General features: G+C 73.9%; 15 protein-coding genes and 1 pseudogene. 11 read left to right on the top strand and 5 right to left on the bottom strand.

The window, feature by feature from the left end; genetic code table 11:
- Positions 1-2: 2 nt before the first annotated feature.
- On the bottom strand, positions 3-764 hold the full coding sequence (locus KOV94_RS18735; RefSeq protein WP_200829722.1) for a deoxyribonuclease IV: 762 nt from the start codon (positions 762-764) through the stop codon (positions 3-5).
- 67 nt (positions 765-831) lie between these two features.
- Entirely contained in the window at positions 832-2,067 is a 1,236-nt protein-coding gene (locus KOV94_RS18730) for an NAD(P)/FAD-dependent oxidoreductase (protein ID WP_218052861.1), read from the bottom strand.
- A 155-nt stretch (positions 2,068-2,222) separates the two neighbouring features.
- Here KOV94_RS18730 and glgX point away from each other — a divergent pair, with 155 nt between their 5' ends.
- The 3 genes from glgX to treZ are packed head-to-tail and all read left to right on the top strand — an operon-like array spanning position 2,223 to position 8,791.
- Positions 2,223-4,475, top strand: coding sequence for a glycogen debranching protein GlgX (gene glgX / locus KOV94_RS18725; RefSeq protein WP_218052860.1), 2,253 nt, complete (start codon positions 2,223-2,225; stop codon positions 4,473-4,475).
- Positions 4,472-6,997 (top strand): malto-oligosyltrehalose synthase, encoded by a 2,526-nt coding sequence (gene treY, locus KOV94_RS18720; protein WP_218052859.1) that lies wholly within the window; start codon positions 4,472-4,474, stop codon positions 6,995-6,997. The genes glgX and treY overlap by 4 nt, the downstream gene beginning before the upstream one ends.
- Before the next feature lie 3 nt (positions 6,998-7,000).
- Positions 7,001-8,791, top strand: a complete 1,791-nt coding sequence (gene treZ / locus KOV94_RS18715; protein ID WP_218052858.1) for a malto-oligosyltrehalose trehalohydrolase — start codon at positions 7,001-7,003, stop codon at positions 8,789-8,791.
- Positions 8,792-8,852: 61 nt separating this feature from the next.
- Here the strand turns inward: treZ and zapE are convergent, their stop codons facing one another.
- Positions 8,853-9,944: a cell division protein ZapE gene (zapE, locus tag KOV94_RS18710; protein WP_371852365.1), complete on the bottom strand. Its 1,092-nt coding sequence runs from the start codon at positions 9,942-9,944 to the stop codon at positions 8,853-8,855.
- A 368-nt stretch (positions 9,945-10,312) separates the two neighbouring features.
- Between zapE and KOV94_RS18705 the strand changes: the two genes are divergently transcribed.
- From KOV94_RS18705 to KOV94_RS18670, 8 genes are all read left to right on the top strand, one after another.
- Entirely contained in the window at positions 10,313-11,974 is a 1,662-nt protein-coding gene (locus KOV94_RS18705) for a nitrite/sulfite reductase (RefSeq protein WP_124343125.1), read from the top strand.
- Complete coding sequence (locus KOV94_RS18700) at positions 11,971-12,162, top strand: hypothetical protein (protein ID WP_124343126.1); 192 nt, start codon at positions 11,971-11,973, stop codon at positions 12,160-12,162. The genes KOV94_RS18705 and KOV94_RS18700 overlap by 4 nt, the downstream gene beginning before the upstream one ends.
- Positions 12,159-12,878 carry a phosphoadenylyl-sulfate reductase gene (locus KOV94_RS18695; protein ID WP_124343127.1) on the top strand — a complete coding sequence of 240 codons (720 nt, stop codon included), beginning with the start codon at positions 12,159-12,161 and terminating at the stop codon, positions 12,876-12,878. The genes KOV94_RS18700 and KOV94_RS18695 overlap by 4 nt, the downstream gene beginning before the upstream one ends.
- Positions 12,875-13,825 (top strand): sulfate adenylyltransferase subunit CysD, encoded by a 951-nt coding sequence (cysD, locus tag KOV94_RS18690; protein ID WP_218052857.1) that lies wholly within the window; start codon positions 12,875-12,877, stop codon positions 13,823-13,825. Before KOV94_RS18695 ends, cysD begins: the two co-directional genes overlap by 4 nt.
- A complete protein-coding gene (locus KOV94_RS18685; protein WP_218052856.1) occupies positions 13,825-15,261 on the top strand; it encodes a sulfate adenylyltransferase subunit 1 in 1,437 nt (478 codons plus the stop codon). Before cysD ends, KOV94_RS18685 begins: the two co-directional genes overlap by 1 nt.
- 35 nt (positions 15,262-15,296) lie before the next feature.
- Entirely contained in the window at positions 15,297-16,523 is a 1,227-nt protein-coding gene (gene cobA / locus KOV94_RS18680; RefSeq protein WP_225916994.1) for a uroporphyrinogen-III C-methyltransferase, read from the top strand.
- A 62-nt stretch (positions 16,524-16,585) separates the two neighbouring features.
- Positions 16,586-17,398 (top strand): dihydrofolate reductase family protein, encoded by an 813-nt coding sequence (locus tag KOV94_RS18675; protein ID WP_308160657.1) that lies wholly within the window; start codon positions 16,586-16,588, stop codon positions 17,396-17,398.
- Positions 17,395-17,880 carry a hypothetical protein gene (locus tag KOV94_RS18670; RefSeq protein ID WP_124343132.1) on the top strand — a complete coding sequence of 162 codons (486 nt, stop codon included), beginning with the start codon at positions 17,395-17,397 and terminating at the stop codon, positions 17,878-17,880. Before KOV94_RS18675 ends, KOV94_RS18670 begins: the two co-directional genes overlap by 4 nt.
- Positions 17,881-18,033: 153 nt before the next feature.
- Here the strand turns inward: KOV94_RS18670 and KOV94_RS18665 are convergent, their stop codons facing one another.
- Positions 18,034-19,320 (bottom strand): carboxylate--amine ligase, encoded by a 1,287-nt coding sequence (locus tag KOV94_RS18665; RefSeq protein WP_218052853.1) that lies wholly within the window; start codon positions 19,318-19,320, stop codon positions 18,034-18,036.
- Positions 19,317-19,595, bottom strand: a pseudogene (locus KOV94_RS18660) (NADP-dependent phosphogluconate dehydrogenase); the annotation flags it as partial. The pseudogene KOV94_RS18660 and the gene KOV94_RS18665, both read right to left, overlap by 4 nt.

The following is a 19,595-nucleotide window of genomic DNA, read 5'->3' as shown; positions in this document are numbered from 1 at the left end:
GGTCAGCCCGCGAGCGCCGCCCGGAGGAACGCGATGTCCTCGGCCTGCCGCTCGGCGGGCGTCTCGACGACCGCGTCGCACCCGGCCTCCCGCACGACGTGCGCGATGAGCTCGGGCGGGATGGTCCCGGTCGCGAAGTTCGCGTGCCGGTCGCGGCTGGACCCGGCCTCGTCGCGCGAGCTGTTGGCGTGCACGAGGTCGATGCGCCCGGTGATCGCGCGCAGGCGGTCGACGATCGTCTCGAGGTCCTCGCCCGCGGCCCACGCGTGGCACGTGTCGAGGCAGACGCCGACGTCGTAGCCGCCGATCTCGTCCCAGAGCATCGCCCACCGGTCGAGCGTGCGGGCGCACGCGTTCTCGCCGCCCGCGGTGTTCTCGACGAGCACGCGCACGGGGTAGGTCGCGCGCTCGAACGTCTTGCGCCAGTTGTCGATGCCGACCGCGACGTCGTCGCCGTCACCGACGTGCCCGCCGTGCACGATGAGCCCGCGTGCGCCGAGCCCGGCGGCGGCGGCCGCGTGCTGCGCGATCATGTTGCGGCTCGGGATGCGGATGCGGTTGTTGGTCGACGCGACGTTGACGAGGTACGGCGCGTGCGCGTAGATCCCGAGCCCGCTCGCGACGAGCGCGTCGGCGTCGTCGCGCGGCACGGGCTTCTTCCAGCCCTGCGGGTCGGCCAGGAAGATCTGGACGGCCTGGGCGTCGACCTCGGCGGCGGCGGCCACCGGGTCGGCGTCGCGGACGTGGGCGCCGATGAGCACCACGGTCGTTCTCCTTCGGTGGGAGGCGTCGGGCAGGGGTCAGGCTAGCCGCCGCCTCCGACGTCGGCCGTCAGGGGGCCGTGAGCGAGCCGAGCGGCACGTCGGGGTCGGCCAGCCGGTCGCGGTCGACGACAGCGCCCGACCGGATGAGCGCCTGCACGTCGTCGACGACGTCCCACACGTTGACGTTCATGCCCGCGACGACGCGCCCCCCGCGTCGCCAGAAGGCCACGAGCTCGCGCGCCGCGAGGTCGCCCCGCACGACCACCTCGTCGTACCCGCCGTGCGGCGCGTGCCCGACGTACTCCATGCCGAGGTCGTACTGGTCGGTGAAGAAGTACGGGAGCCGGTCGTACGGCTCGTCGCGGCCGAGGATCGTCGCGGCGGCCGTGGTCGGCTGGTTGAGAGCGTTCGCCCAGTGCTCGACGCGCACGTGCGTCCCGAGCAGCGGGTGCGCCGCACGGGCGATGTCGCCCACGGCGAGCACCTGGGGGTGGGACGAGCGCAGGTGCTGGTCGACGACCACGCCGTCCTCGACGTGCAGCCCGGCTGCCTCGGCGAGCGCGGTGCGCGGTGCCGCGCCGATGCCGACCACGACGAGGTCCGCGGGCACGACCGTGCCGTCCTCGAGCGCGACCCCGCCGACCGAGGTGCCGTCTCCGGCGGCGACGATCTCGGCGACCTCCGCGCGCGTGCGCAGGTCGACGCCGTGCTCGCGGTGCAGACCGGCGAAGAGATCGGCGAGCTCGGGTCCGAGGACGCCGACGAGCGGGAGGACGTCGCGGACCAGCACGGTGACGTGCGCCCCGGCGCCGCGCGCCGCCGCGGCGACCTCGAGCCCGATCCAGCCGCCGCCCACCACCACGACACGCCGGTCCGGCGTGAGCGCCGCGCGCAGGCGGTCGCTGTCGGGGAGCGTGCGCAGGTACGCGACGCCGTCGAGGTCCGCCCCGGGGACGCCGAGCCGGCGCGGCTCGGAGCCCGTCGCGAGGACGAGGTGGTCGAAGCCCGTCCGGGTGCCGGCGTCGTCGACGACGTCCCGCGCGCCGAGGTCGAGCGCGGTGATCGTGGTGCCGGTCCGCAGGTCGACGTCGTGCGCGGCGTACCAGCCGGGCTCGTGGACGAACGCGGAGTCGCGCTCCTCGCTGCCCGTCAGGTAGCCCTTGGACAGCGGCGGCCGCTCGTACGGGCGGTCCGGCTCGGCGCCGAGCAGCGTGACGCGGCCGTCGTACCCGCCCTCCCGCAGCGCCTCGACGGTCTTGGCACCGGCCAGGCCGGCCCCCACGACGACGACCCGACCGGACACGACGACCTCCTGGGGAGACGTTCAGGTGTCCCGTCGGCGTGCGGGCACCGTGCCCAGCGCAGCAGGTCAGGCGCGTTCCCGCAACGGCTCGGGGTGTGCGCAAGTCCACCCTGCTCCCCCGCGCCGGATCGGCGTGCGGCTGGCACATTGGGCGGATGCTGATCTGGCCGGGACGCCCCTATCCCCTGGGCGCCACCTACGACGGGACCGGGACGAACTTCGCGCTGTTCTCCGAGGTCGCCGAACGTGTCGAGCTCTGCCTCTTCGACGCGGACGGGACCGAGACGCGCGTCGACCTCACCGAGGTGGACGCCTTCGTCTGGCACGGCTACCTGCCCGCGGTCGGCCCCGGGCAGCGGTACGGCTACCGCGTGCACGGGCCGTACGACCCCGCGCAGGGGCTGCGCTGCCACCCGTCGAAGCTGCTGCTCGACCCGTACGCGAAGGCGATCGACGGGCAGGTCGACAACGACCCGTCGCTCTACACGTACCGGTTCGACGACCCGACCGCGACGAACGACGACGACTCCGCGCCGCACACGATGAAGTCCGTCGTGGTGAACCCGTACTTCGACTGGGGCCACGACCGGCCGCCGCAGCACCAGTACCACGAGTCCGTCATCTACGAGGCGCACGTGCGCGGCCTCACGCAGCTGCACCCGGCGGTGCCGGAGGAGCTGCGCGGCACGTACTCGGGCCTCGCGCACCCGGCGGTCGTCGAGCACCTCGTGTCGCTCGGCGTGACCGCGGTCGAGCTCATGCCCGTGCACCAGTTCGTCAACGACCCGGTCCTGCAGGACAAGGGCTTGTCCAACTACTGGGGCTACAACACGATCGGGTTCTTCGCGCCGCACAACGAGTACTCGGCGTACGGCGAGACGGGCCAGCAGGTGCAGGAGTTCAAGGCCATGGTCAAGGCCCTGCACGAGGCCGACATCGAGGTCATCCTCGACGTCGTCTACAACCACACCGCCGAGGGCAACCACCTGGGCCCGACGCTGAGCTTCCGCGGCATCGACAACGCGAACTACTACCGGCTGGTGGACGACGACCAGGCGCACTACTTCGACACCACGGGCACGGGCAACTCGCTGCTCATGCGCTCGCCCAACGTGCTGCAGCTCATCATGGACTCGCTGCGCTACTGGGTCACCGAGATGCACGTCGACGGCTTCCGGTTCGACCTCGCGGCGACGCTCGCCCGGCAGTTCCACGAGGTCGACCGCCTGTCCGCGTTCTTCGACCTCGTGCACCAGGACCCCGTCATCTCGCAGGTCAAGCTCATCGCGGAGCCGTGGGACGTCGGCGAGGGCGGCTACCAGGTCGGCGGGTTCCCCCCGCTGTGGTCGGAGTGGAACGGGAAGTACCGCGACACGGTGCGCGACTTCTGGCGCAGCGAGCCGTCGACGCTCGGCGAGTTCGCGAGCCGCATCTCCGGCTCGTCGGACCTGTACGAGCACACGGGCCGCCGGCCGATCGCGAGCCTCAACTTCGTCACCGCGCACGACGGCTTCACGCTCGCGGACCTCACGTCCTACAACGAGAAGCGCAACGACGCGAACGGCGAGGGCAACGCCGACGGCGAGAGCCACAACCGGTCGTGGAACTGCGGCGTCGAGGGCCCGACGGACGACGCCGACGTCCTGGACCTGCGCTACCGCCAGCGCCGCAACTTCCTCGCGACGCTCCTGCTGTCGCAGGGCATCCCGATGATCCTGCACGGCGACGAGCTGGGCCGGACGCAGCAGGGCAACAACAACGTCTACTGCCAGGACAACGAGCTGTCGTGGGTCGACTGGGACCTCGACGAACGGCAGACGGGCCTGCTCGAGTTCACGCGACGCGTCGTGCGGCTGCGGCAGGACCACCCGGTGTTCCGTCGCCGCCGGTTCTTCGCGGGCAAGCCCGACGAGGCCGACCGGTCGGACCTCAAGGACATCGAGTGGCTCGCGCCGAACGGCGAGCACATGAGCCCCGAGCAGTGGAACAGCGACCTCGCACGCGCGGTCATGGTGTTCCTCAACGGCGACGCGATCGCGGAGCCGGACATGCGCGGCGAGGAGATCGTCGACGACTCGTTCCTCGTGCTGTTCAACGGGGAGCCGGAGGCGGAGACGTTCGTCGTGCCGTCGCACCGGTACGGCGACTCGTGGACGGCGGTCTTCGACACCGACTCGCAGGTCGCGCCGGGCGAGACGCTCGACGCGGGCCAGGACGTCACGCTCGCGCACCACTCGGTCGTCGTCCTCACGCGCCCGCCGCTGCAGACGAAGCCGTCGGCGTCGGGCATCGGGGTCGTCGCGGACGCGTCGCACGAGGCGGCGCGCGTGCGCCGGCAGGGTGACAGCGGCCGGACGGCCGACAGCGACGAGCCGCGCCGACGCTCGCGCAAGGCGCCCGGCGCATGACCGAGGCCCGCACCTCGGCCTCGCGCCCGACGCCCGCCCGTCGGCTGCCGGGACCGGGACGTCCCGTCCCGGTGTCGACGTACCGCGTGCAGCTCGGCGCGGACCTCACGCTCGACGACGTCGCCGCGCGCGTCCCGTACCTGGCCGCGCTGGGGGTCACGCACGTCTACCTGTCCCCCGTGCTCACGGCGGCACCGGGCTCGACGCACGGCTACGACGTCGTCGCGCACGACGAGGTGTCGCCGGTGCTCGGCGGGCTCGCGGCGCTGCGCCGGCTGTCCGCGGTCGCGCACGAGGCCGGGCTCGGGCTGGTCCTCGACATCGTGCCGAACCACATGGCGGTGCCGACGCCCGTCTGGCACAACCGGCCGCTGTGGTCGGTGCTCGACAAGGGTGCGGAGTCGCCGTTCGCGTCGTGGTTCGACGTGGACTGGTCGGCAGGGGGCGGCGACGTGCTCATGCCGGTGCTGGGCGACCGGATCGGCGCCGTCCTGGCGCGCGGCGAGCTCCAGCTCGACGAGGCCGAGATCCCCGGCGAGGGCGTGCGGCCCGTGCTGCGCTACTACGACCACGTCTTCCCCGTGCGGGCGGGCACCGAGGCGCTGCCGCTCGCCGAGCTGCTCGAGCGGCAGCACTACCGGCTGGCCTACTGGCGGGTCGCGGACGAGGAGCTCAACTACCGGCGGTTCTTCGACGTCGGCACGCTCGTCGCGGTGCGCGTCGAGGACCCCGAGGTGTTCGACGCGACGCACCGGCTCGTCCTCGACCTCGTCGCCGACGGCACGCTCGACGGACTGCGCATCGACCACCCCGACGGCCTGGCGGACCCGACGGGCTACCTCGCGCGGCTGCGCGAGGCGAGCGGCCAGGCGTGGGTCGTCGTCGAGAAGATCCTGCAGGGCGACGAGAGGCTCCCGGGCGACTGGGACACCGCGGGCACGACCGGTTACGACGCTCTGTGGCGCATCCAGCAGACGTTCGTCGACCCGGGCGGCGCCGCGGTCCTCGCCGGGACCATGCACCGCCTCACGGGCGACACGTCCGACGCGTTCGCGTCGATCGCCGAGCACGCGAAGCGCGAGATCGTCGACGGTCCGCTGTACGCGGAGGTCCACCGCCTCACGGCCCTGGCCGCCGACATCTGCACCGAGGACCTGCGGCTGCGCGACCACACGTGGCGCGCGCTCGAGGAGTGCCTGGTCGAGCTGCTCGTCGCGTTCGACCGCTACCGCGCGTACGTCGTGCCGGGTGAGCACGTGCCGGCGGAGTCCGTCGAGGTCGTCGAGGCGGCTGCCCGGGAGGCCCGCGCGCGCCTGTCCCCCGAGCGCGGCGAGACGATGGACGTGCTGGTCGACCTGCTGCTCGGGCGCGAGGTCGGCAGCGCAGGCCTCACCCGCGGTCGGCGTCGCGACGAGCTGATCGTGCGCTTCCAGCAGACGTGCGGCGCGGTCACCGCGAAGGGCGTCGAGGACACCGCGTTCTACCGCTGGACGCACCTGGTCGGCCTGTGCGAGGTCGGCGGCGAGCCCGAGCGGTTCGCGCTGACCCCCACGGACCTCGCGGCGTGGGCCGCGGACCTGCAGGTGTCGTCGCCGCTCGGGATGACGACGCTCTCGACGCACGACACCAAGCGCGGCGAGGACACGCGCGCACGGCTCGGCGTGCTGTCGGAGCTGCCGCTCGAGTGGTCGGCCCTCGTCGACGCGCTGCGCGCGGCGTCCGCGCTCTTCCGCGGCACGCTGCTCGACGGGCGCACCGAGAACCTGCTGTGGCAGACGCTCGCGGGCACGTGGACGCCCGACGGCCCGATCGCGGCCGACCGGCTCACGGAGTACCTGACCAAGGCGATCCGCGAGGCGAAGTCCCGCACGACGTGGACCGCGCCCGACGAGGCGTACGAGCGCGCGGTCCTCGACACCGCCCGAGCGGCGCTCCAGGATCCGACCGTCCGTGACCTGATGGCGGCGTGGGAGGTGCGCACGCGACCCGCGGTGCGCGCGGCGACGCTCGGCACCAAGCTCGTGCAGCTCACGCTGCCCGGCGTGCCCGACGTCTACCAGGGCACCGAGGTCCCCGAGCCGACCCTCGTCGACCCCGACAACCGCCGGCCGGTCGACCACGACGCGCTCGCAGCGCGGCTCGCCCGCCTCGACGACGGCGCCGGACCGCGCGACCTCGCCGACGAGAAGCTGCTCGTCACGGCACGCGCCCTGCGGCTGCGCCGGGACGTGCCCGAGGCGTTCGTCGGGCCCGAGGCCGGCTACGTGCCGCTCGCGCACTCGTCGGGGCACAGCCTCACGTACGCCCGGACGGTGGGCGGCGACCCGCGGGTCGCCGTCGTCGCGACGCGCCTCCAGGCGTCCGTCGACCGTCTCGGCGGCTGGGGCGAGCACACCGTCGCCCTCCCCGAGGGCGAGTGGCTCGACGTGCTGACGGACCGGCCCGTCACGGGCGGGGTACGCGAGGTCGGTCCGCTGCTCGACCGCCTGCCCGTCGCGCTGCTCGTCCGGACGGAGGGCTGACGCGTGCGCCCGCACGTGTGGGCACCCGACGCCCGGAGCGTCGACCTCGTGCTGCCGGAGACGCGCGAACGCCTCGGCATGCTCCCCGACGGCGACGGCTGGTGGACCGTCAAGCGCGACCTGTCGCACGGCACCGACTACGCGTTCGCGCTCGACGGCGGCGGTCCTCTGCCCGACCCGCGCAGCGCGTGGCAGCCCGACGGCGTGCACGGGCCGAGCCGCGTCTTCCATCCCGGCCGGTTCACGTGGACCGACGAGGGGTGGAGCGGGCTCGACGTCCGCGGACGCGTGGTCTACGAGCTGCACGTCGGCACGTTCACGCCGGGCGGGACCCTCGACAGCGCCGTTGACGCCTTGCCGGAGCTCGTGTCGCTCGGCGTCGACGTCGTCGAGCTCATGCCCGTCGCGCCGTTCGACGGGCCGCGCGGCTGGGGCTACGACGGCGTCGGGCTGTACGCCGTGCACGACGCCTACGGCGGCCCGGAGGCGCTGCAGCGGTTCGTCGACGCCGCGCACGGCCTCGGGCTCGCGGTCTGCCTCGACGTCGTGCACAACCACCTCGGCCCGTCCGGCAACTACACCGGCCTGTTCGGCCCGTACGCGACGGACGCCCACCACACGCCGTGGGGCTCCGCGATCAACCTCGACCAGCCCGGTGCGCACGTCGTGCGCCGGTGGATCGTCGACAGCGCGCTGCGCTGGTTGCGCGACTTCCACGTCGACGCGCTGCGCCTCGACGCCGTCCACGAGCTGCGCGACGACTCGAAGCAGCACCTGCTCGCGCAGCTCTCCGACGAGGTCGCCGCGCTGTCCGAGCGCGTCGACCGGCCCCTGTCGCTCGTCGCCGAGACGGACCTCAACGACGTCGTCAGCGTCGCCCCCACCCCCACCGGGGGCTGGGGCATGACCGCGCAGTGGGCCGACGACGTGCACCACGCCCTGCACGCGCTGCTGACCGGTGAGCGGCACGGCTACTACGTCGACTTCGGCACGCCCGCCACGCTCCGGCACGCGATGACCCGCGTGTTCGTGCACGACGGCGGCTTCTCGACGTTCCGCGACCGGGAGTGGGGCCGGCCTGTCCCGAGCGGGACCGACGGGCACCGGTTCGTCGTCAGCACGCAGACGCACGACCAGGTCGGCAACCGCGCGATCGGCGACCGGCCCGCCGAACGCCTCGACGCCGGCACCCTCGCCGGGTCCGCCGCCCTGCTGCTCCTGTCCCCCTTCACGCCCATGCTGTTCCAGGGCGAGGAGTGGGGCACGCGCACCCCGTTCCAGTTCTTCACGTCGTTCCCCGACCCCGAGCTGGGCCGGCTCGTGAGCGAGGGACGCCGCTCGGAGTTCGGCGGGCACGGCTGGGCCGACCTGTACGGCGGACCCGTCGAGGTGCCCGACCCGCAGGACGAGGCGACCTTCCGGCGGTCTGTCCTCGACCGGTCCGAGCGCTCCGAGCCGCCGCACGACCGGCTGCTCGACTGGTACCGCGAGCTGATCGCGCTGCGCCGGTCCGTCCCCGTCCTGGCGTCGGGCGACCTGGCCGCGACCGACCTCACGTGGGACGGCCCGGACTCCTCCGACGGTCCGTGGCAGGGCGTGCTCGTGCTGCACCGTGGCGCGGCGCGTGTCGTCGTCAACCTCACCGACGCCGAGGCCCGCGTGCCGCTCCCCTCCGACGCGCCGCTGGACGTCGCGGCCGCGTGGGAGCCGTGCACGCTCGAGCCGGGCAGCGAACCGCACGTGATGATCCCCGCCCGTTCGGTCGCCGTCCTCGTGCCCGCCCTGGCGGACTGACCGTCGGCGTCCGGTGCCGTTGCGCGCGGGCGCGCGCCCGCGACGCCCCCGGACCGCCGCGTCAGGCGGTGACGCGGGCCGCGCCGTCGGCGGCCAGCGCGCCGAGGCGGGACAGGGCGCGGTAGTACTTCTTGCGGTAGCCGCCGCGCAGCATCTCGGCCGAGAACAGGTCGTCCTCGCCCCCGCCGCCCAGCAGCACGGGCACGTCGCGGTCGTAGAGCCGGTCGACGAGCACGACGAGGCGCAGTGCGACGTCCTGCGTCGGCACGGGCGCGACGCCCGTGAGGCCGACGAGCTCGACGCCGTCGAGCAGCGCGCCGTACCGGCTGGGGTGCACGCGGGCGAGGTGGTCGAGCAGCGCGGGGAACGCGTCGAGCGTCGCGCCGGGGACGTCGGCGACGGCGCGCTGCACCTCGGCGTCGGCGAGCCCTTCGGCGTCGGTCACGACGGACCGGTGCCGGTAGTCCTGCCCGTCGACGCGCAGCACCTCGAACCGGGCGGCGAGCGCCTGGATCTCGCGCAGGAAGTCGTCCGCGGCGAACCGGCCCTCGCCGAGGGACTCGGGCAGCGTGTTCGACGTGGCGGCGAGCGCGACGCCGCGGTCGGCGAGCTCGCGCAGCAGGCGGGACATGAGGACGGTGTCGCCGGGGTCGTCGAGCTCGAACTCGTCGATGCAGACGAGCTTCTTGCCCGCGAGCGCCTCGACGGTCGGCAGGAACCCGAGAGCGCCGACGAGGTTGGTGTACTCGACGAACGTGCCGAACGCGGCGTCCTGGGTGCCGACGGCGTGCGCGAGGGACGCGAGCAGGTGGGTCTTGCCGACGCCGAAGCCGCCGTCGAGGTAGACGGCGGGCGCGGTGCGCCGGGACGCCCGCCGGAACAGGCCGCCACGACCGGACGCCCCGTCGGTGATGGTGCGGGCGACCGCGCGCAGGCGGTCGACGGCGTCGCGCTGCGAGGGGTGCGCCGCGTCGGGCACGTAGGTGTCGAACGACTCACCGGCGAAGTGGCGCGGCGGGACGAGCTCGGCGAGGAGCCGCTCGGGCGGGACGACGGGGGTGCGCTCGGTGAGCGAGGCCGGTCCCGGGTGCGCGCCACCGGGGCGGGCGGCGGGGTCGACGGCTGTCACGACGGACAAGCCTACGTCCGGCATCCGGGACGCACGCGCGGGGGTGAGCGGTGTCACTGCTGGGCACGTGGGCAGGCGCGTTCGCGCGGCTTCTACACCCGGACTGGACGTCCGTCCCACATGCCGATGCGCTCGTCTCACCATGCGGAAGCCTTCTCCCGTGTCACCCGTTCGTCTGACAGCCTCGTCGGGTGATCGCGACCGGGTCCCCCGCCATGTGTCGGTGCTGCTGCGCCGCCGCGGGCCCGGCCATGTCGATGTGCTGCTGTCCGCGGAGAGACTGACCCCGCCCCACGTCCCCCACGCTCGGGCGCGCGGTCTGCGCCCCGAGTCCCGTCCCCCCGGCGGTGGGTGCAGCACGCACGTCCACGATCCCCCGGAGGTAGCGCCCGATGGCGCAGACCAGGATCGCCCCGCCCGCCGCTCGCCACGAGGGCCAGTGGGCGTTCGACGAGCAGCGCGAGCCGCTCAACGGCAACGAGAAGCTCAAGCAGGAGGACGACGGTCTCCACGTCCGCCACCGCATCGAGACGATCTACGCCCAGCAGGGCTTCGACTCCATCCCCGGTGACGACCTGCGCGGTCGGATGCGCTGGTGGGGCCTGTACACCCAGCGCAAGCCCGGGATCGACGGCGGCAAGACCGCGACGCTCGAGCCGCACGAGCTCGAGGACTCGTACTTCATGCTGCGCGTCCGCTGCGACGGCGGCACCCTCACGCTGGGCCAGCTCCGCACGGTCGCGGGCATCTCGCGCGAGTTCGGCCGCGACACCGCGGACATCACGGACCGGCAGAACATCCAGCTGCACTGGGTGCGCATCGAGGACGTCCCGGAGATCTGGCGTCGCCTCGAGTCCGTCGGGCTGACGACGCAGGAGGCGTGCGGCGACGTCCCGCGCGTCATCATCGGCTCCCCCGTCGCGGGCGTCGCGGCCGACGAGATCGTCGACGGCACCCCCGCGATCGAGGAGATCCACCGCCGCTACATCGGCGACCCGGCGTTCTCGAACCTGCCCCGCAAGTTCAAGACGGCGGTCAGCGGCTCGCCGCACCAGGACGTCGCGCACGAGATCAACGACGTCGCGTTCGTCGGCGTCGTGCACCCCGAGCTCGGTCCCGGGTTCGACGTGTGGGTCGGCGGCGCGCTGTCCACCAACCCGATGCTCGGCAAGCGGCTCGGCGCGTTCGTCACGCTCGAGCAGATCCCCGACGTGTGGGTCGGCGTCGTGAGCATCTTCCGCGACTACGGCTACCGCCGGCTGCGTACGCGTGCCCGCCTGAAGTTCCTGCTCGCCGACTGGGGGCCCGAGCTGTTCCGGCAGGTGCTGGAGGAGGAGTACCTCGGCTGGACCATGGCCGACGGTCCCGCTCCTCCCCCGCCGCCGACCGGCCGCCGCGACCACGTCGGCGTGCACCCGCAGAAGGACGGCCGCTTCTACGTGGGCGCCGCCCCGACCGTCGGGCGCGTGTCGGGCCCGCTGCTCGACGCCGTCGCCGACCTCGTGGACGCCGCCGGGTCCGACCGGGTGCAGCTCACGACCGAGCAGAAGCTCGTGGTGCTCGACGTCGCCGCCGACCGCGTCGACGCGCTCGTCGAGGGCCTGGAGGCGCTCGGGCTGCAGGTCCGCAACGCGTCGACGTTCCGTCGCGGCACGATCGCCTGCACGGGCATCGAGTTCTGCAAGCTCGCGATCGTCGAGACGAAGGCCCGTGCGGCGCTCATCATCGGTGAGCTCGAGCAGCGCCTGCCGACGTTCGACCAGCCGATCACGATCAACGTCAACGGCTGCCCCAACTCGTGCGCGCGCATCCAGACGGCCGACATCGGCCTCAAGGGCGCGCTCGCGGGCGGCGAGGAGGGCTACCAGGTCCACCTCGGCGGCGGGCTCGGCCTCACCAGCGGGCTCGGCAAGACGCTGCGCGGCCTGCGCGTCCCGTCGTCCGAGCTCCCCGACTACCTCGAGCGGGTGACGCGGAAGTTCGACGAGCAGCGCCTCGAGGGCGAGCTCTTCGCCGAGTGGGTGCAGCGCGCGGCGGAGGAGGACCTGCGATGACCGACTCCGGACAGCGCGCCGTCCCGTACTACTGCCCGTTCTGCGCGAGCGAGGACCTGTGGCCCGCGGGCGAGACGCACGGCCAGTGGGAGTGCCGGTCGTGCGCCCGCGCGTTCGCGCTGCGGTTCGTCGGCCTGGCGTCCGCCGCGACCACCACCCCGGCAGCCCCGACGGGAGGAGACCGATGAGCACCGCGACCCCCGCGATCGCCGACCTCACGCCCGACGAGCTGCGCGCGTTCGCCGAGCAGGCGGGCCGCGAGCTCGAGGGTGCGCACCCGAGCGAGATCCTGGCGTGGGCGGGCCGCACGTTCGGCGACGACCTCGTCGTCGCGTCGTCGATGGGCGACGAGGTGCTCGTCGACCTCGTCGCGAAGGCGGTCCCCGGCGCGAACGTCATCTTCCTCGACACGGGCTACCACTTCGCCGAGACCATCGGCACGCGCGACTACTACGCCGACTTCACGGACATCCGGCTCCGCACGGTCCTGCCGCTGCGCACCGTCGCGGAGCAGGACGCCGAGCACGGCCCGCGCCTGCACGACCGCGACCCGAACCTGTGCTGCGCGCTGCGCAAGGTCGAGCCGCTCGAGCGCGGCCTCGCCCCGTACACCGCGTGGGTCACGGGCATGCGCCGCGAGGACGCCCCGACCCGCACCGACATCCCGGTCGTCGGCTGGGACGCCAAGCGGTCGAAGGTCAAGCTCAACCCGATCGCGGCGTGGACGCAGGCCGACGTGGACGCCTACGTCGCCGAGCACCACGTCGTGCTGAACCCGCTGCGGCAGGCCGGCTACGCGTCGATCGGCTGCGCCCCCTGCACGCGTGCGACGGCCCCGGGCGAGGACCCGCGGGCCGGACGCTGGTCCGGTACCTCCAAGACGGAATGCGGTCTGCACACATGACGACTGAGGCCACGGCTCCCCCCACCGCGGCGGCACCCTCGCAGCGACCGACCCAGCGCCTGACCCAGCTGGACGCGCTCGAGTCCGAGGCGATCCACGTGATGCGCGAGGTCGCCGGCGAGTTCGAGCGGCCCGTGCTGCTCTTCTCGGGCGGCAAGGACTCGATCGTCATGCTGCACCTGGCGCGCAAGGCGTTCTGGCCCGCGCCCGTGCCGTTCGCGGTCATGCACGTCGACACGGGCCACAACTTCCCCGAGGTCATCGCCTACCGCGACGCGACGGTCGAGGAGCACGGGCTGCGGCTCGTCGTCGCGAGCGTGCAGGACGCGATCGACGACGGCCGCGTCGTGGAGCGCCGCGACGGCTCGCGCAACCCGCTCCAGACGGTCCCGCTGCTCGACGGCATCACCGCGCACCGCTTCGACGCAGTGTTCGGCGGTGGCCGCCGCGACGAGGAGAAGGCACGCGCCAAGGAGCGGATGTTCTCGCTGCGCGACGAGTTCGGGCAGTGGGACCCGCGCCGGCAGCGTCCCGAGCTGTGGGACCTGTACAACGGCCGCCACAAGCCGGGCGAGCACGTGCGCGTCTTCCCGCTGTCGAACTGGACCGAGCTCGACGTGTGGCGCTACATCGAGCGCGAGCGGATCGAGCTGCCGTCGATCTACTACGCGCACGAGCGCGAGGTGTTCCTGCGCGACGGCATGTGGCTCGCGCCCGGCGAGTGGGGCGGCCCGCGCACGGGCGAGACGCTCGAGACCCGCACGGTCCGCTACCGGACGGTCGGCGACATGAGCTGCACCGGTGCCGTCGAGTCGACGGCCGCGACCGTCGCCGACGTCATCGAGGAGGTGGCCGTGAGCCGCCTCACCGAGCGCGGGGCGACCCGCGCCGACGACCGGGCCTCGGAGGCCGCCATGGAGGACCGCAAGCGCGAGGGCTACTTCTGATGACGACGACCACCGAGCTCGCCTCCTCCGACCCGACCGTGCACGCGCAGCGCGACCTGCTGCGCCTCGCCACGGCCGGCTCGGTCGACGACGGCAAGAGCACCCTCATCGGCCGCCTGCTCTACGACACGAAGTCCGTGCTGGCCGACCAGCTGAGCGCGGTCGAGCGGGCGACCGCCGCGCGCGGCGGGTCCGAGGTCGGCGCCGTCGACCTGGCGCTGCTCACCGACGGCCTGCGCGCCGAGCGTGAGCAGGGCATCACCATCGACGTCGCGTACCGGTACTTCTCGACGGCCCGGCGCGCGTTCGTGCTCGCCGACACCCCCGGTCACGTGCAGTACACGCGCAACATGGTGACCGGCGCGTCCACCGCCGAGCTCGCGATCGTCCTGGTCGACGCGCGCAAGGGCGTGCTCGAGCAGACCCGCCGGCACGCGACCATCACCGCGCTGCTGGGCGTCCCGCACGTCGTGCTCGCGGTCAACAAGATGGACCTGGTCGACTTCGACGAGGCGACGTTCCGCACCATCGCCGACGACTTCGCCCGGTACGCCGACGCGATCGGCCTGACCGACGTGCGGGCCGTCCCGCTGTCGGCGCTCGCCGGCGACAACGTCGTCGACCGCTCCGACCGCACGCCCTGGTACGACGGCCCGACGCTGCTCGAGCACCTCGAGTCCGTCCCCGTCGGGCGCGACGCGCACGCCGAGGCGTTCCGGTTCCCCGTGCAGGTCGTCATCCGGCCGCGCAACGCCGAGCACCCGGACTACCGCGGCTACGCGGGCCGGATCGCGTCGGGGGTGGTGCGTGTCGGCGACGACGTCACCGTCCTGCCGTCCGGCAAGACGAGCACCGTCACGGGCATCGACACGTTCGACGGCCCGCTCGACGAGGCGCACGCGCCGCAGTCCGTCACGCTGCGCCTCGCCGACGACGTCGACGTGGCCCGCGGCGACGTGCTCGTGCCCACGCGCGAGACGGTCACCGTCGGCGCCGACCTGGAGGGCACCGTCTGCTGGCTCGCCGAGCGGCGCAGCGTCCTCGGCGCGCGCGTCCTCGTGCGCGTCGGCACGCGCACCGTCCGGGCGCTCCTGCGCGAGGTCAACGCCCGCCTCGACATCGACACCCAGACCGTCGAGGTGTGGGACGGCGTCGACACCCAGTACACGGTCGACGCGACCGACACGTCGTCGGACACCGCGCCGCGCGCGCTCACGCTCAACGCGATCGGTCGCGTGCGGCTGCGGCTCGCCGAGCCCGTCGTCCTCGACGACTACGCGACGCACCGCAGCACGGGCGGCTTCCTGGTCGTCGACCCCGCCGACGGGACGACGCTCGCCGCGGGGATGATCGGCCCGACGCTGCTCGACCGCCTCACGCCCACGCCGCCGCCCAGCGCGGCCGACGACGACTGGCTCGCCGGAGCCGGCATATGACGGACGCGCCGCCCGCGACCGGCAGACTGGACGACATGCCTCGTCATCCCCTGCTGCTGGACGTCGCCGGGCGGCGCGTGGTCGTGGTCGGCGGCGGTCCCGTCGCGGCGCGGCGCGTGGCGCGGCTCGTCGACGACGGCGCGGACGTGCTGGTCGTCGCGCCGCGCCTGTGCGAGGACCTGGCGGATGCGGTCGCGCGCGGGCTCGTGCACTGGGCGGAGCGCGAGTACGCGACCGGCGACCTCGACGGCGCGTGGCTCGTGCACACCGCGACCGGTGAACCGGCCGTCGACGACGCCGTCGCCGCGGACGCCGAGGCGGCGCGCACCTGGTGCGTGCGTGCCGACGACGCCGCTCGCTCCACCGCATGGACGCCCGCGGTTGCGCGCGTCGACGACGTGACGGTCGCCGTGTCCACGGGCCGCGACCCGCGCCGTGCCGCCGCCCTGCGCTCCGCGCTCCGGGTGCTCCTGGACACCGGCGAGCTCCCGCTGCGGCACCACCGCCGCGACCCCGTCGGCACCGTCACGCTCGTCGGGGGCGGTCCGGGCGACCCGGGTCTCGTCACGACGCGTGGCCGGCGCGCCGTCGCCGAGGCCGACGTGGTCGTCGTCGACCGCCTCGCACCGCGCGCGCTGCTCGACACGCTCGACCCCGACGTCGAGGTCGTCGAGGCCGGCAAGTCCCCGCACTCGCACACGCTCACGCAGGAGCAGATCAACGAGGTCCTCGTCGAGCGCGCCCTGCGCGGCCTGCGGGTGGTCCGGCTCAAGGGCGGCGACCCGTTCGTCCTCGGCCGCGGCGGCGAGGAGGTGCAGGCCTGCCTCGCGGCGGGCGTGCCCGTCGAGGTCGTGCCGGGCGTGACGAGCGCGATCGCCGTCCCCGGCGTGGCCGGCGTCCCCGTCACGCACCGCGGGGTGTCCCGCCAGGTGACGATCCTGTCCGCGCACGACAGCGCGCCCGACTGGCCCTCGATCGCCGCGCTCGACGGCACGCTCGTGCTGCTCATGGGCGTCGGCCGGCTCGCCGAGCACGCCGCGACGCTCGTCGCGCACGGCAAGGACCCCGCGACGCCCGTCGCCGTCGTCGAGAACGGCACGCTGCCCGGGCAGCGCACGACCGTCGGCACGCTCGCGGACATCGCCGACCGCGCCGCCGCGCGTGGCGTCGGCAACCCCGCGGTGGTCGTCGTCGGCGAGGTCGCCGCGCTCGCCGACGTCCTGGGCCCGCACGACCGCGCGACCGGCCGCCTGCCCGCCTGACGTGCGGTTTCCCACACCGCCCCGGCTGTCCTGCCCCGCCGACCTGGCCTAGCGTGAAGGCCGTGCTGGAGACCGACGACCTGCCCCCGCTCGACGTCCTGCTGCCCCTCGAACGCGCCGGTGAGCGCCTCGAGCCCCGCCCCGACGAGGCCGAGCTGCTCGCCCTCTTCACCGACCGCCTGCCCGTCGACCCACCGCGCGGCGTGCACGTCCGGGTCAACATGGTGAGCTCGGTCGACGGCGCCGCGACCGGCGTCGACCAGCGCAGCGGCACGATCAACGACCGTGCCGACTTCCGGGTGTTCCGGACGCTGCGGGCGCTCGCCGACGTCGTGCTCGTCGGCGCGCAGACGGCCCGGGTCGAGCGCTACACCGCGCTCGACGTGCCCGACGGCCTCGCCGAGGCGCGCCGTGCCTTCGGCCGGGCCCCCGAGGTCGAGCTCGCGATCGTGAGCGCGAGCGGGGACCTGCCGCCGGGGCTGCTCGACGAGGAGCGGCCCCCGATCGTCGTCACGACGAGCGCGAGCCCGCGCCTCGACGCGCTGCGCGAGCAGATCGGTCCCGAGCGCGTCATCGTGACCGAGTCCGACGCCGGTGTCGTCGACCTGCGGGTCGCGCTCGCCGCGCTCGGCGCCCGCGGCCTGTCGCACGTGCTCGCGGAGGGTGGGCCCACGCTCCTCGGTCAGCTGCTGGAGTCCGACCTGGTCGACGAGCTGTGCGTGACGACGAGCCCGCTGCTCGTCGGCGGCCCCGCGCCGCGCATCGTGCACAGCACCGACTGGTTCGAGCCCGCACGTCACCTGCGGCCGCTGCACCTGCTGCACGGCGACGGTGTGCTGCTGGGACGGTGGCAGGTGGTTAGGCTCGGCGCGTGACCGACACGATCCTGGTCCTGGTCGAGGACACCCTGACCGCGTCCGACGTCGAGCACCTGCTGTCGCTGCACGACGGCGAGGAGCTCGCGTACCGGGTGCTCGTCCCCGCCGACAGCGACCGCCCGCTGCTCTCGACGATCATCGACAACCTCAGCCTCGGCGAGCTGCGCGAGGCCTTCGACCGCGCACGCGGCAAGGAGCCGAGCGTCCGCGAGGCCCGCGCGACCGCCGCCGAGCAGCTCGCGGGCAGCGTCGCCGCGTTCACCGCCGCCGGGCGCACGGCGACGGGCGAGATCACCGAGGACGACCCGATCCCCGCCGTGCGTGCGGCCGTCGCCGCGGGCGGGGTCCGCGAGGTCGCCGTCGTCACCTATCCGCACGCGCTCGAGGACACGTTCCACCGCGACTGGGCGTCGCGGGCCCGCGAAGACCTCCAGGTGCCCGTGCTGCACCTGTACGCGGGCACCAGCGAGCTCGGCTGACCCGCTCGTCCACCCCGGTCCGTGTGGTCCCGGCAACCGCTCGCCCCCTGACACGACGACGGCCCGTCCGCGAGGATCGCGGGCGGGCCGTCGTCGTGGTCGTCCGTCGCGCCGGGATCCGCACGACGCACGGCGCGGACCGGACGGTCCGGCTCAGAAGCCGGTGTCCGTGACCTCCGGGTAGTACCGGCGGAACTTGCGCACCTGGTTGAGCTTCGCAGCCCAGACGTACGCCCGACGGCGCGGCGACAGGTCCTTGCCGTAGGCGAGCGGGTGCGCCGTGGCACGGGACCGCACGAGCCGGCGCACGCGCGCCGCGAGCTGCGGCTCGCGCACGTACTTCAGCAGCAAGCGGTGCGGCACGATCGAGTAGAGGACCTCGCGCTCGACGACGACCGGCTCGACGGCCCGGCCCTCGACGTGGTCCTCGACGACGAACCGCATGGGGTTCGCTCCCGCGGCCGTCACGTAGTAGTTGTTCCGCCCGATCCGCGGGTTGACCTCGAAGAACCGGAACAGCCCGGTCCGCGGGTCGACCTTGACGTCGAAGTTCGCGAAGCCGCGGTAGCCGGTCGACGTGAGGAAGCGTCGGGCCTGGTCGAGCATCGCGTCGTCGCGGTAGGTGATCATCGCGGCCGGGTTGCCCAGGCCGGACGGCGTGTGCTCCTCGAGCAGCACGTGCGCGCTGCACAGCAGCGTGATCTCGCCGCGGCTGTCGACGTACGCGGTGATGGACCGCATCTGCGTGTCGTCCCCGGGCACGAGCTCCTGCACGACGAACCGCCCGCGGAAGCCGGCCGCACGCAGCGCACCCCACAACCACACGAGCTCGTCGGGCGTCGCGATCTCGAAGACCTTCTTCTTGCCCTCGAACTCGACGTCCTGGTAGTCCGCGCTGCTCGCCGCCTTCGCGATGAGCGGGTAGTCGAGGTCCACGGGTGCGGGCGCCCAGCCGGCCTCGTCGGCGGACGTGAAGTCCTGGACGATCGTGCGCGGCACCGAGATGTCGAGCCGCTCGCAGATCTCCGCGAACGTCGCCTTGTCGGAGATCTGGTCGAGCAGCTCCTGCGAGAGGAACGGCACGACGTAGTACGGCTCGAGCTCCGTGCGGTGCTGCACGACGACCCGGACGAGCCAGTCCGAGTTCGCCATGAGCAGCAGGCGACGGTCGGGCATGCGGCGCGCGACCTCGAGCAGCCGGTCGACGAGCTGCCGCGGGTCGTGCCCGTCGGCGACGATCTCGTGGTCGACGATCCGCGAGTGCGCGACGGGACCGAGCGCGGCCCCCGCGACGACGACCGACCGCACGCCGTAGGCCTCGTGGAACGAGCGGGCCATCGCGTAGACGCCGATGTCGGCGCCGAGGATGACCGGCTGGAGCGGACCACCGCCGCCCCGGTTCGTGCCCGGGGCGGCGGTGGTCGAGACGGGCTCGCTCACGCGTCCTGCTCGGTGCGGTCGAGGGACCACGCGGTGTGGAAGGTGCCGTCCTTGTCGGTGCGGCGGTAGGTGTGGGCGCCGAAGAAGTCGCGCTGCGCCTGGATCAGCGCCGCGGGCAGCCGCTCGGCGCGGACCCCGTCGTAGTACGCCAGGGACGAGGAGAACGCCGGGGTCGGCACGCCGTGCAGGGCCGCGCCCGACACCACGCGCCGCCAGGCTTCGACGCCGTTGGCGACGGCGCCGGTGAAGTACTCGTCGGCCAGCAGCAGCGGCAG

Source organism: Cellulomonas algicola (genome assembly GCF_019024305.1).
Taxonomy (GTDB): Bacteria; Actinomycetota; Actinomycetes; order Actinomycetales; family Cellulomonadaceae; genus Cellulomonas; species Cellulomonas algicola.
This window is presented reverse-complemented; position numbering and strand designations above follow the sequence as displayed.

Excerpts from the sequence above, each read along its gene's own strand:
- KOV94_RS18685 (WP_218052856.1), top strand. The coding sequence starts at position 13,825 with ATGACGACGACCACCGAGCTCGCCTCCTCCGACCCGACCGTGCACGCG.
- treY (WP_218052859.1), top strand. The coding sequence starts at position 4,472 with ATGACCGAGGCCCGCACCTCGGCCTCGCGCCCGACGCCCGCCCGTCGG.
- KOV94_RS18705 (WP_124343125.1), top strand. The coding sequence starts at position 10,313 with ATGGCGCAGACCAGGATCGCCCCGCCCGCCGCTCGCCACGAGGGCCAG.
- KOV94_RS18700 (WP_124343126.1), top strand. The coding sequence starts at position 11,971 with ATGACCGACTCCGGACAGCGCGCCGTCCCGTACTACTGCCCGTTCTGC.
- cysD (WP_218052857.1), top strand. The coding sequence starts at position 12,875 with ATGACGACTGAGGCCACGGCTCCCCCCACCGCGGCGGCACCCTCGCAG.
- KOV94_RS18695 (WP_124343127.1), top strand. The coding sequence starts at position 12,159 with ATGAGCACCGCGACCCCCGCGATCGCCGACCTCACGCCCGACGAGCTG.
- cobA (WP_225916994.1), top strand. The coding sequence starts at position 15,297 with ATGCCTCGTCATCCCCTGCTGCTGGACGTCGCCGGGCGGCGCGTGGTC.
- glgX (WP_218052860.1), top strand. The coding sequence starts at position 2,223 with ATGCTGATCTGGCCGGGACGCCCCTATCCCCTGGGCGCCACCTACGAC.
- zapE (WP_371852365.1), bottom strand. The coding sequence starts at position 9,944 with ATGCCGGACGTAGGCTTGTCCGTCGTGACAGCCGTCGACCCCGCCGCC.